General features: G+C 70.5%; 12 protein-coding genes. 7 read left to right on the plus strand and 5 right to left on the minus strand.

Features of this window, described 5'->3' with window-relative positions:
* On the plus strand, positions 1-690 hold the full coding sequence (locus IEX47_RS14435; protein WP_188784709.1) for an aspartate/glutamate racemase family protein: 690 nt from the start codon (positions 1-3) through the stop codon (positions 688-690).
* 132 nt (positions 691-822) lie between these two features.
* On the opposite strand, the gene IEX47_RS14440 is transcribed toward IEX47_RS14435, so the two are convergent.
* Positions 823-1,710, minus strand: coding sequence for a ribonuclease HI family protein (locus tag IEX47_RS14440; protein WP_188784710.1), 888 nt, complete (start codon positions 1,708-1,710; stop codon positions 823-825).
* An 82-nt stretch (positions 1,711-1,792) separates the two neighbouring features.
* On the opposite strand from IEX47_RS14440, the gene IEX47_RS14445 reads away from it, so the two are divergent.
* Both IEX47_RS14445 and typA read left to right on the plus strand, forming a co-directional pair.
* The gene (locus IEX47_RS14445) at positions 1,793-3,118 is read left to right on the plus strand and encodes an ABC1 kinase family protein (RefSeq protein WP_229662901.1); all 1,326 of its coding nucleotides are present in this window, start codon (positions 1,793-1,795) and stop codon (positions 3,116-3,118) included.
* 224 nt (positions 3,119-3,342) lie between these two features.
* On the plus strand, positions 3,343-5,232 hold the full coding sequence (gene typA / locus IEX47_RS14450; RefSeq protein ID WP_188784711.1) for a translational GTPase TypA: 1,890 nt from the start codon (positions 3,343-3,345) through the stop codon (positions 5,230-5,232).
* Positions 5,233-5,328: 96 nt separating this feature from the next.
* Here the strand turns inward: typA and IEX47_RS14455 are convergent, their stop codons facing one another.
* Complete coding sequence (locus IEX47_RS14455; protein ID WP_188784712.1) at positions 5,329-5,580, minus strand: putative endonuclease domain-containing protein; 252 nt, start codon at positions 5,578-5,580, stop codon at positions 5,329-5,331.
* A 228-nt stretch (positions 5,581-5,808) separates the two neighbouring features.
* On the opposite strand from IEX47_RS14455, the gene IEX47_RS14460 reads away from it, so the two are divergent.
* Entirely contained in the window at positions 5,809-6,570 is a 762-nt protein-coding gene (locus IEX47_RS14460) for an SDR family NAD(P)-dependent oxidoreductase (RefSeq protein ID WP_188784713.1), read from the plus strand.
* Between the two features lie 131 nt (positions 6,571-6,701).
* Here IEX47_RS14460 and IEX47_RS14465 read toward each other — a convergent pair whose 3' ends face one another.
* Entirely contained in the window at positions 6,702-7,484 is a 783-nt protein-coding gene (locus tag IEX47_RS14465) for an N-acetylmuramoyl-L-alanine amidase family protein (RefSeq protein ID WP_188784714.1), read from the minus strand.
* Positions 7,485-7,573: 89 nt separating this feature from the next.
* Here IEX47_RS14465 and galE point away from each other — a divergent pair, with 89 nt between their 5' ends.
* The 3 genes from galE (at position 7,574) to IEX47_RS14480 (ending at position 10,606) form a co-directional block, all read left to right on the plus strand.
* Positions 7,574-8,545 carry a UDP-glucose 4-epimerase GalE gene (gene galE, locus IEX47_RS14470; protein WP_188784715.1) on the plus strand — a complete coding sequence of 324 codons (972 nt, stop codon included), beginning with the start codon at positions 7,574-7,576 and terminating at the stop codon, positions 8,543-8,545.
* Between the two features lie 115 nt (positions 8,546-8,660).
* Entirely contained in the window at positions 8,661-9,647 is a 987-nt protein-coding gene (locus IEX47_RS14475) for a GDP-mannose 4,6-dehydratase (RefSeq protein WP_188784716.1), read from the plus strand.
* The gene (locus tag IEX47_RS14480; RefSeq protein ID WP_188784717.1) at positions 9,647-10,606 is read left to right on the plus strand and encodes a GDP-mannose 4,6-dehydratase; all 960 of its coding nucleotides are present in this window, start codon (positions 9,647-9,649) and stop codon (positions 10,604-10,606) included. Before IEX47_RS14475 ends, IEX47_RS14480 begins: the two co-directional genes overlap by 1 nt.
* Positions 10,607-10,723: 117 nt before the next feature.
* On the opposite strand, the gene IEX47_RS14485 is transcribed toward IEX47_RS14480, so the two are convergent.
* A complete protein-coding gene (locus IEX47_RS14485; RefSeq protein WP_188784718.1) occupies positions 10,724-11,230 on the minus strand; it encodes a hypothetical protein in 507 nt (168 codons plus the stop codon).
* 80 nt (positions 11,231-11,310) lie between these two features.
* On the minus strand, positions 11,311-11,691 hold the full coding sequence (locus IEX47_RS14490) for a helix-turn-helix domain-containing protein (RefSeq protein WP_188784719.1): 381 nt from the start codon (positions 11,689-11,691) through the stop codon (positions 11,311-11,313).
* Positions 11,692-11,779: the final 88 nt, after the last annotated feature.

An 11,779-nucleotide genomic window follows, 5' to 3' on the forward strand; every position in this document is an offset into this window, starting at 1 on the left:
ATGCAGACGATCGGTCTTGTCGGTGGCATGAGCTGGGAGTCCAGCGCGGAGTACTACAAGCTGCTCAACACGGGCGTGGAGTCACGCCTGGGCGGCCTGCACTCGGCCCGCACGGTGATGGCGTCGGTCGAGTTCGCCGAGCTCACCGCCCTCCAGGAGGAGGAGCGCTGGGACGACGTCGCCGAGATCCTCGCGAAGGCCGCTCGCGGCGTCGAGGCAGCCGGAGCCGACTTCCTCATGCTCTGCACCACGACCTTCCACCGCGTCGCGGAGCAGGTCGAGGCCGCCGTCGGCATCCCGCTCCTCCACCTCGGTGACGTCGTCGCCGAGGCCGTGAAGGCGCAGGGCATCGAGAAGGTCGCCCTCATCGGCACGACGTTCGCCATGTCGCGCACCTTCTTCACCGACCGCATCGCCTCCCACGGCCTCGAGGTGATCGTCCCCTCGGCCGACACGCACGAGGAGATCAACCGCGTCATCTACGACGAGCTGGTCCACGGCAAGGTCGTCGACTCCTCCCGCAAGCGCGCCATCAAGCTCATCGACAGCCTCTGGGAGCAGGGCGCCGGCGGCGTCATCCTCGGCTGCACCGAGCTGGAGCTCCTCGTGAAGCAGTCGGACGTCGACGTCCCCGTCTTCCCGGGCACGACGCTCCACGTGAGCGCTGCGCTGGACCGCGCGCTCGCCTGAAGCCGGGAGCGGACCTCAGGCCGGAGCCGGGCTCCTGCCCGGCTCAGTGAGCCGGAGCGAGCGCCAGCGAGCGCAGCGCGAACCTTGAGCCGGGCGGGAGCCCAGCGCAGGCCGGAGACCCGCAGCCGACCCTCAGGCCTCGGGTGTGGACTGGTGGAAGCGCTGGGCCCAGGTGTGACCGGCGCGGATCCAGAGCGAGCTGGTCAGCACCGCACCGTCGTCGCCGATGATCCGGCCGAGGACGAGCAGCGCGCCGGGCGCCAGGCGCTCGACGCGGGTCAGGTCGAAGCTCACCTCGCTGTCGTAGGGAGCGATGGCCTCGATGGCGTCGGCGCGTGACCAGAGCACGCCCGAGGCGGGGATGCCGCTCCACGAGGGGTCCAGGAGGCGGGCGACCGCGGCGGGGTCGCGGCGTACCTCGTCGGTGAGGAGGGAGCGCTCCAGCGCGACGACCTCCTCCTCGTCGGTGAGGACCTCGCCGAAGAGGTCGGGCTCGGGCGCGACCACCGTCGGGGCGTACGCCGCGTGGGCCTCGCCGCGGGCGACCTCGGCGACGCCGGTGCCGCTGTAGCCGGGGCCCGGGTCGGGGGCGACGCCGAGCTTCCAGGAGGCGGCTGCCGCGTTCGCGAGCTTGTCGGCGGCCTCGTTGAGCTCGTGGCCCGCGTGTCCCTTGACCCACTCGAAGCGGACGTTGGGGCGCATGGCGGCGTCGAGCGCCTTCATGATCTCGACGTTCATGACCGGCTTGCCGTCGGCCTTCTTCCAGCCCTTGCGCTTCCAGCCGGGCATCCACTTCGTGATCGAGTCGATCGCGTAGCGGCTGTCGCAGTAGATCAGCAGGTCCTCGTCGAGGTGCGCGGTCTGCTGGAGCAGGTCGAGCACCCCGGTCAGCTCGCCCATGTTGTTGGTGCCGTGCGCCCAGCCACCGCAGGCCCAGTGCTCCTCGTCGACGTACCAGGCCCAGCCGGCCGGGCCGGGGTTGCCGAGGGCCGAGCCGTCTGCTGCCGCGATGATCGTCACGGCGGCACATCCTTGCATGGCCACAGGCGCGGCTTCGCGTGACCACCAGCGCGGCTTCGGCCGGGCGCGTAGGTTCGGGGGCGTGGCAGACGACGAACGCTCCCGCATGCGCAAGAGCTCCCTCGGCCGTACGGCGCGGCTCGCGGCGCTGCCGGCGGCGTACGCCGGTCGCACGGCGCTCGGGGTCGGCAAGCGGATCGGCGGCAAGCCGGCCGAGGCGGTCCTGAGCGAGGTCCAGCGCCGGACCGCCGACCAGCTCTTCACGGTCCTGGGCGAGCTCAAGGGCGGGGCGATGAAGCTCGGCCAGGCGCTCTCGATCTTCGAGTCGGCGCTGCCCGAGGAGATCGCCGGGCCGTACCGCGAGGTCCTCACGAAGCTCCAGGACGCCGCTCCCCCGATGACGATCCGGATGCTCGACGAGGTCCTGAGCGAGGAGCTGGGCGCGGGCTGGCGCGAGGAGTTCGCGAGCTTCGACGACAGGCCGGCGGCGGCCGCCAGCCTGGGCCAGGTGCACAAGGCGGTGTGGGCCGACGGCACCCCGGTGGCGGTCAAGGTGCAGTACCCCGGTGCCGCGAAGGCGCTCGCCTCCGACCTGCGCACGCTCTCCCGGGTCGCCCGGCTGATCGGCCTGATCGCGCCCGGCGTCGACATCAAGCCGCTGCTGGAGGAGATCGCCGACCGCGCCGTGGAGGAGCTCGACTACGAGCTCGAGGCGTCGGCCCAGCGGGTCTTCGCGGCCGAGTTCGAGGGCGACGCATCGGTGACCGTGCCGGCCGTCGTCCACGCCAGCAAGCGGGTGCTGATCACCACCTGGCTGGACAGCCCGCACTCGCTCGCCCACGTGATCAAGGACGGCACCCCGGAGGAGCGCCAGCGCGTCGGCGAGCAGTACGCCCGCTTCCTGATCAGCGGCCCGGCGCGCACCGGCCTGCTCCACGCCGACCCGCACCCGGGCAACTTCCGCGTGATGACCGACGGCCGGCTCGGCGTCGTCGACTTCGGTGCCGCCGCCCGCCTGCCCGACGGCCTGCCGGCACCCCTCGGCGGCCTGCTCCGCCTCGCCGCGGACGACGACTGGGACGGCGTCGCCGACGAGATGCGCGCCCAGGGCTGGCTGCTCCCCCACACCCGCTTCGAGAGCAGCGCGCTGCGTGACTACCTCCGCCCGCTGCTCGCACCCGCCCGCGAGAGGACCTTCGCGTTCTCCCGCGACTGGCTCCGCGGGGAGGCCACGCGCGTCGCGATCCCGACCCCGGAGAACCTCAGCCGGGCGTTCAAGATCAACCTGCCGCCGGAGTACATGCTGATCCACCGGGTCTGGATGGGCGGCATCGGCGTCCTGTGCCAGCTCGAGGTCGAGATCGGCTTCCGTGGCCTGCTCGAGGAGCACGCGCCCGGCTTCGCCTGAGCGGTGGACTACGACAGCTGCGCGAGCCGCTCGGCGTACTCCTCGATGCGCCGCTCGACCTCGGCTGCGCCGGCCATCCGCGCCCCCTCCACTGTGACGTCACGCTCACGATGCCAGAGCACACCCCGAGCGCCGATAGAATCGCGAGGTTGCCCGCCTGTCTTCGGGCACCCCAGACCGTTTCACCGTTCTTTGAATCCCACTTGAAAGCAGGCTGCCTCCGCATGGCCGCAACCACCCGCAACGACATCCGCAACGTCGCCATCGTCGCGCACGTCGACCACGGCAAGACCACGCTCGTCGACGCGATGCTCAAGCAGGGTGGCGCGTTCTCCGCCCACCAGGTGGAGTCGGGCGTCGAGGACCGCGTCATGGACTCCGGTGACCTCGAGCGCGAGAAGGGCATCACGATCCTCGCGAAGAACACCGCCATCGCCTACAACGGCGAGCACGCCCCCGCCGGCGGCATGACCATCAACATCATCGACACCCCCGGCCACGCCGACTTCGGTGGCGAGGTCGAGCGCGGCCTGTCGATGGTCGACGGCATCGTCCTCCTCGTCGACGCCTCCGAGGGCCCGCTCCCCCAGACCCGCTTCGTGCTTCGCAAGGCGCTCAACGCCGACATGCCCGTGATCCTGGTCGTCAACAAGACCGACCGTGGCGACGCGCGCATCGACGAGGTCGTCGACGAGTGCTACGAGCTCTTCATGGACCTGCTCGACGACTCGCACAGCCACGACGCGCTCGACTTCCCGGTCATCTACGCCTCGGGCAAGGCGGGCATCGCCTCCCTGGAGAAGCCGGCCAACGCCTCCCTCCCCGCGGGCGACAACCTCGAGCCGCTCTTCAAGACGATCCTCGACACGATCCCCGCGCCGGCGTACGACGACGAGGCGCCGCTGCAGGCCCACGTCACCAACCTCGACGCCTCGCCGTTCCTCGGTCGCCTGGCGCTGCTGCGCATCAAGCAGGGCAACCTCAAGAAGGGCCAGCAGGTCGCCTGGATGAGGGCCGACGGCACCATCAAGAACGTCAAGCTCACCGAGCTCCTCGTGACCGAGGGCCTCGAGCGCGTCCCCGGTGAGTCCGCGGGCCCGGGCGACATCGTCGCCATCGCCGGCATCCCGGACATCATGATCGGCGAGACCATCGCCGACCCGGAGAACCCCGTCGCGCTGCCGCTGATCAAGGTCGACGACCCGGCGATCTCCATGACCATCGGCACCAACACCTCGCCGCTCGTCGGCAAGGTCAAGGGCTCCAAGGTCACCGCCCGCATGGTCAAGGACCGCCTCGACCAGGAGCTCATCGGCAACGTGTCGCTCAAGGTCCTCCCGACCGAGCGTCCCGACGCCTGGGAGGTCCAGGGCCGTGGCGAGCTGGCGCTCGCGATCCTCGTCGAGCAGATGCGCCGCGAGGGCTACGAGCTCACCGTCGGCAAGCCGCAGGTCGTCACCCAGGAGATCGACGGCAAGCGCCACGAGCCCGTCGAGCGCCTGACGATCGACGCCCCCGAGGAGTACCTCGGCGCGATCACCGAGCTCCTCGCCGTCCGCAAGGGCCGCATGGAGAACATGACCAACCACGGCACCGGCTGGGTCCGCATGGACTTCGTCGTCCCGGCGCGTGGCCTGATCGGCTTCCGCACCGACTTCCTCACCGAGACCCGCGGCACCGGCATGGCGTCGTCCATCTCCGAGGGCATGATGCCGTGGGCCGGCGAGATCCGCGCCCGCAACAACGGCTCGCTCGTCGCCGACCGCGCCGGCTCGGCCACCGCCCACGCGATGACCTCCCTGCAGGAGCGTGGCGTCATCTTCGTGAAGCCGGGCACCGAGGTCTACGAGGGCATGATCATCGGCGAGAACTCCCGCCAGGACGACATGGACGTCAACATCACCAAGGAGAAGCAGCAGACCAACATCCGGTCCGCGACCTCCGACAACTTCGAGAAGCTCACGCCCCCGCGCGAGCTCTCCCTCGAGCAGTGCCTGGAGTTCTGCCGCGACGACGAGTGCGTCGAGGTCACCCCGGAGATGACCCGCATCCGCAAGGTCGTCCTCGACAAGAACGAGCGCGCGAAGATCACCTCGCGGGCACGCAAGGGCTGATCGCTTTCGTACGCCGCAGCGGCGCCGCATCCCTCCGGGTGCGGCGCCGTCGCGCATTTGCGGCAGCGCCCCTCGGACGACGTACACCTCGCGCGGTCAGATGCCGCCCATCACCCGGCGGTCCAGACCTGGGACGTGATCGACGTACGTCGTCTGAGGGCCGAGCGCCACGAGATCGGTGAGCACCTCCCGCACGTCGTCCTGCCGGGCCATGACGTCCTCGTAGACGAAGCGCACGACGCGCCACCCCGCGCGCACCATCGCGGTGTAGCGCCGACAGTCGTAGCGGAACGCCGCCTTCTCCGTGCGTGGAGCGGCTGCTGCGCCTGGTGATCGAGGCCGAGTCACACGAGTTCCACAGAACGCCTCTCCACAGCCCTCACCCGACGTACAGCGCTCGGTTCTGCGGGCGCGTCGAGCCTCGTGGACGAGTAGCGGGCGCGCCGCTCACGCCGCGAGGCGTACGTCGTTGGGGGGCGTTGTCGAGGGTCCCGATCTCACGCGCCGGGGACCCGGCGTACCCGGCGGGGAGGCGCGGGCCAGAATGGGCGCACCAGACTTCATGAGGAGACACAGATGCAGGTAGAGAACACCGCCGCGATCGTCACCGGTGGCGCGTCCGGACTCGGCGCCGCGACCGCGAAGGCGCTGGCCGAGAAGGGCGCGACCGTCTTCGCGTTCGACCTCGCCGGCTCGATCGAGAAGGCCCCCGAGGTCGCCGGTGTCCACTACGTCGCCGTCGACGTGACGAACGTCGACCAGGTGCGTGAGGCCGTCGCGACCGCTGCCAACGCGGGCGTCCCGCTCCGCACCGTCGTCAACTGCGCGGGCGTCGGCACCGCCGGCCGGATCCTCAACAAGGACGGCTCGGTCGGCGACCTCGCGAAGTACGCGATGGTCATCAACATCAACCTGGTCGGCACCTACAACGTGCTCGCGCTCGCCGCCGAGCAGATCGCGAAGACCGCGCCGCTCGCGGACGACGCGCGCGGCGTCATCATCAACACCGCCTCGGTCGCCGCCTTCGAGGGCCAGGTCGGCCAGGCCGGCTACTCGTCGTCCAAGGGCGGCGTCGTCGGCCTGATGCTCCCCGCGGCGCGTGACCTCGCGACGTACGGCATCCGGGTCTGCACGATCGCTCCCGGCATCGTCGAGACGCCGATGCTCGCGGGCGTCAACGAGGAGTTCCAGAAGACGCTCGCCGCCGGCGTGCCGTTCCCGAAGCGGCTCGGCCGCCCGGACGAGTACGCCCAGCTCGCGGCGTTCATCGTCGAGCACGACTACCTCAACGGCGAGGTCATCCGCATGGACGGCGCGATCCGCCTCGCCCCGCGCTGATCCGCTCTCCTGCCGAGACGGCAGGAGCTGCGTGCCGAGAGGGCAGATGTGGTGCGGATGCGCGCCACATCTGCCCTCTCGCCGTTCCAGATGTGCCGCCTCGGCCCACCAGATGTGCCGCCTCGGCGGGGTCAGGTGAGGCGCTGGACGATGGCCCGGGTGAGGGCGGTGGCGTAACGATCGCGGCCGGTCGAGCTGGTCATCCGCGCGGCGTCGGTCGCGTTGCGCATGTTGCCGAGCTCGACCATCACGGCCGGTCGGTCCGACCAGTTCAGGGTGCCCAGGTCTCCGCGGACGTCGAGGCCGTCGCCACCCGAGACGTACGGCGCGTAGGGCAGCCCGGCGTTGTGCAGCGCGGCCAGCACCTGCTTGGCGAAGGCGAGCGACGAGGTGGCGATGTCGTCGGTCCAGCCGGCACGCGACTGGGGCGCGATGACGTGGAAGCCGGCACCGCAGCCGTTGCACCCGTCGCCGTGGATCGAGATCTTGAGGTTGGCGTGGGTGCCGTCGGCGAACCGGTTGCCGCGGCGGCCGCGGTAGGCGACGCACGGCCCCCAGCGGTCCTGGCGGTTGCTCGTGCGGGTCAGCACGACGCGTGCGCCGCGGGCCTCGAGCTTCGCCTTGAGCAGCAGGCTCACCTGCCACGCGAACGTCGCCTCCGGGTAGCCACCGTTGGTCGCGGTGCCGGTCGTGTTGCACGGCTTCTGGAAGCCACCCGCGTCGACCGGCGCGTTGATCTGGTCGGGGTAGTTGTGGTTGCCGAGCTGGTGGCCGGGATCGATCACGATCGTCTTGCCGGCCAGCGTCGTCGACGAGACCTCCTGCAGGGCAGGAGCAGCCGCGGGTGCGCAGCCCGCCAGGCTCCCCGCGCCGAGCGCGGCGAGGATCGGCACACCAGCCACGAGGGATCTCACCGGGCCAGTATCACTGACTAGGCTGCTCACGGGCGGAACCCGCAGCGATCGCGCGGCGGCGCCCCACGACGTACGACGGAGGAGTGGGCATGGGCTGGCTGGTGACCGGAGGCGCGGGCTACATCGGGGCGCACGTGGTGCGGGCGTTCCAGGCGGCCGGCATCGAGGCGAGCGTCCTCGACGACCTCTCCACCGGCTTCGAGGCGTTCGTGCCCGACGGCGTGCCGCTCATCAAGGCAACCCTGCTCGACCGCGACGCCGTCCGCGAGGCGGTGCAGGGCGTCGACGGCGTCGTCCACGTCGCCGGCTACAAGTACGCCGGGGTCTCGGTGCAGCGCCCGCTCCACACCTACGAGCAGAACATCTCCGCGATGGTGATCCTGCTGCAGGAGATGCGCGACGCGGGCGCCGACCGGATGGTCTTCAGCTCCAGCGCCGCGACGTACGGCACGACCGACGTCGACCTGGTCACCGAGCAGACGCCGAACCACCCCGAGTCGCCCTACGGCGAGACGAAGCTGATCGGCGAGTGGCTGCTCAAGGACGCCGGCGTGGCCCACGGGCTGCGCCACACGAGCCTGCGCTACTTCAACGTCGTCGGCTCGGGCAGCCCCGACCTCTACGACGCGAGCCCCCACAACCTCTTCCCCCTGGTCTTCGACGCCCTCGTGGAGGGCCGCACCCCGAAGATCTTCGGCGACGACTACAACACTCCCGACGGCACGTGCGTGCGCGACTACATCCACGTGGCCGACCTCGCCGAGGCCCACGTGGCCGCGGCGCAGCGCCTCGCCGCGGGCGAGCCGATCGAGCCGGTCTACAACCTCGGCAGCGGTGCCGGCTCCAGCGTCCGGCAGATCATGGACACCATCCGCGAGGTCACGGGCATCGACTTCGAGCCCGAGATGCACCCGCGCCGCCCCGGCGACCCCGACCGGATCGTGGCCGCCGGCGAGCTCGCCGCGCGTGACCTCCACTGGCAGATGCGCCACACCCTCGAGCAGATGGTCGCCACGGCGTGGGAGGCCCGCCAGAAGGCCGGCGACGCCTACCGCGGCTGACCGCGAGCGCGCACCGGGCGCACACCGGGCGCACATGCAGCGTGGATCCGTCCAGTGCGCGGCACAGGCGTGGGACGCATCACCCGCCCCCTGCGCCTCTGGCAGAATCCCCGCCATGCCTTCTGCCCTCATCACCGGAATCACCGGTCAGGACGGTCCGTACCTCGCCGAGCTGCTGCTCGAGAAGGGCTACGACGTCTACGGCCTGATGCGCGGGCAGAACAACCCGAAGCGCGCGATGGTCGAGCGCGAGCTCCCCGACGTCAAGATCCTCACCGGTGACCTCACCGACCAGTCGAGCCTGATGCGCGCGCTCAACGACAGCAACCCCGCCGAGGTCTACAACCTCGGCGCGATCTCGTTCGTGGCCTACTCCTGGGAGAACGCCAAGGTCACCTCCGACGTGACCGGCATGGGCGTGCTCAACCTGCTCGAGGCGGTCCGCCTCCACGGTGGCGACGACCCGCGCGCGGTGAAGTTCTACCAGGCCTCCTCCTCCGAGATGTTCGGCAAGGTGCAGCAGGTCCCGCAGACCGAGGACACGCTGCTATGGCCCCGCTCGCCGTACGGCGTCAGCAAGGTCTACGGCCACTACATGACGATCAACTACCGCGAGTCGTACGGCATGCACGCCTCGAGCGGCATCCTCTTCAACCACGAGTCGCCGCGTCGCGGCCCGGAGTTCGTGACCCGCAAGGTGTCGCAGGCCGTCGCGCGCATCAAGCTCGGCCTCCAGGACGAGCTGGTCATGGGCAACCTCGACGCGCAGCGCGACTGGGGCTTCGCCGGCGACTACGTCGAGGCGATGTGGCTGATGCTCCAGCAGGAGAACGGCGACGACTACGTGGTCTCCACCGACGAGACCCACACGATCCGCGAGCTGCTCGACCTCGCCTTCGCCCACGCGGGCATCGAGGACTGGGAGCGCTACGTCCGCCAGGACCCGGCGTTCATGCGTCCGGCCGAGGTCGACCTGCTCATCGGTGACTCCTCCAAGGCCCGCGAGGTCCTCGGCTGGAAGCCGAAGGTCAACTTCCCCGAGCTCGTCGCGATGATGGTCGACTCCGACCTCGCGGAGCAGAAGAAGCTCGCCGGCCTCTGATGGCAGGCGTCTCTCGGGCCTTCGTGACCGGTGCGTCCGGCCAGGACGGCAGCTACCTCGCGGAGCGGCTGCTGGCCGACGGCGTCGAGGTGCATGCCCTGACGCTGTCCGGCGAGGTCCCGGAGTTCCTGCCGGCCGACGTCGTGCTCCACCGCGGCGACCTGTGCGACGTCGCGGCGACCCGGGCCCTGGTCGCCGACCTCGCGCCCGACGAGGTCTACAACCTCGCCGCCCTCTCCTCCGTCGCGGCCTCCTGGGAGGACCCCGACCTCAGCGCGGCCGTCAACGGCGGCGCAGCGGTTGCCCTGCTGGAGTCGGCGTGGCGCGTCGCGCAGGCGCATGACAAGCAGGTCGCCTTCGTGCAGTGCTCGAGCGCGGAGATCTTCGGCGAGCCCTCGGAGTCACCCCAGACCGAGGCCACCCCGCTCCGCCCCGTCAACCCGTACGGCGCCGCCAAGGCCTACGCGCACCTGATGACCGGCGTCTACCGCTCCCGCGGCCTGCACGCCTCGAGCATGGTGCTCTACAACCACGAGTCGCCGCGGCGTTCGCCCCGCTTCGTGACCCGCAAGATCACCTCGACCGTCGCCGCCATCGCGGCCGGCACGGCCGACGAGCTCGTGCTCGGCAACCTCGACGCCCGCCGCGACTTCGGCTGGGCCCCGGACTACGTCGACGCGATGGTCCGCGCCGCCCGCCACGAGCAGGGTGACGACTACGTGATCGCCACCGGCGCCTCGCACAGCGTGCGCGACTTCGTGGCCGCGGCGTTCGAGCAGGCCGGGGTCAGCGACTGGGAGGCGCGGGTCCGCGTGGACCCCGCGCTCCTGCGCCCCACCGACCCGACGGACCTGCGCGGCGACGCCACCCGGGCCCGCACGGCGCTGGGCTGGGCGCCCACGCTGGAGTTCACCGACATCGTCAAGCGGATGGTCGAGACCGACCTCGCCCTGGCCTGACCGGCTCGCCTCCGCGCCCCTGGCGCGCGTCCGGAAAGGACACCGGAGACGACACAAGGCCCGCCCGCGCCGTAGCGCGAGCGGGCCTTGTGCTCAGGAAGCGTGAACCCGGAGGGGTCAGGCCTTCTTGGCGGCAGCCTTCTTGGCCGGAGCCTTCTTGGCGGCAGCCTTCTTGGCCGGAGCCTTCTTCGCAGCAGCCTTCTTGGCCGGAGCGGCCGGGGCAGCCTCGGCGACCGGAGCGGCAGCCTTCTCGGCCTTCGCGGGGAGGTACTTCTCGGCGGCCGGGAGGTACTTCTCGACGAGCTTCTGCGCCTTGGCGGTGAGCTCCTCGACCGACTTGGTCAGCTCGGCGAGGCGGGCGTTGATCTGCTCCTGCGCCTTGGCCGGGAGGCCCTTGGCAGCGGTCTGCAGCTCGGTGATCTTCGCGAGGATGTCGGCCTGGGTCTCCTTGACCGACGCCTCGATCTTGCCGGGGGCAGCCTCGATGGTGGCCTGCAGGTCCTTGACCTGGGCGACAACCTTCGCCTGCGCGTCCTTGGCGGTGGAGGTGGCGTCCTTCTGGACGTCAGCAACCTTCTCCTGCAGGTCGGCAACGATCTTCTTCACGTCGAACTTCTTGGCCATGGCTGGCTCCTTCTGTTTGTTGCGCGACCGGCGACGGTCGCGAGGTCCGGTGGGCGGGGCCGCCACACCTTCGGGGTGGGTCAGCTCTCGCCCTCGCCGCTCTCCGCCGCGTTGATGGCGAGGAACGACGCGTAGACGTCGAGCAGGGACTGCTTCTGTCGCTCGGTCAGGCCCGGGTCGGCCAGCACGGCCAGCTCCACGGAGCCGCCCAGGCCGTCCTCCGGAGAGAGGATGCCCGCGCGGATGTAGAGCTGCTCCGCGGAGATCCGCAGGGCCTTCGCGATCTGCTGAAGCACGTCGGCGGAGGGCTTGCGCAGACCACGCTCGATCTGCGACAGGTACGGGTTCGACACACCGGCAACCTCGGAGAGCTGGCGCAGGGAAAGCTTGGAAGCCGTCCGCTGCTCCTTGAGGTACTCCCCCAGGTTGTCGACCGTCTTGCCGACCACGCCCTTTGCCATGCCCCCAGTATTGCTAACTATTGTTAGCGATAGCAACCGCAAGCGGTGTGAACTGGCGCACGCAGATAAGGGATTCCCCCTCAAAACA

The organism is Nocardioides phosphati (assembly GCF_014646375.1).
Classification (GTDB): Bacteria; Actinomycetota; Actinomycetes; order Propionibacteriales; family Nocardioidaceae; genus Nocardioides; species Nocardioides phosphati.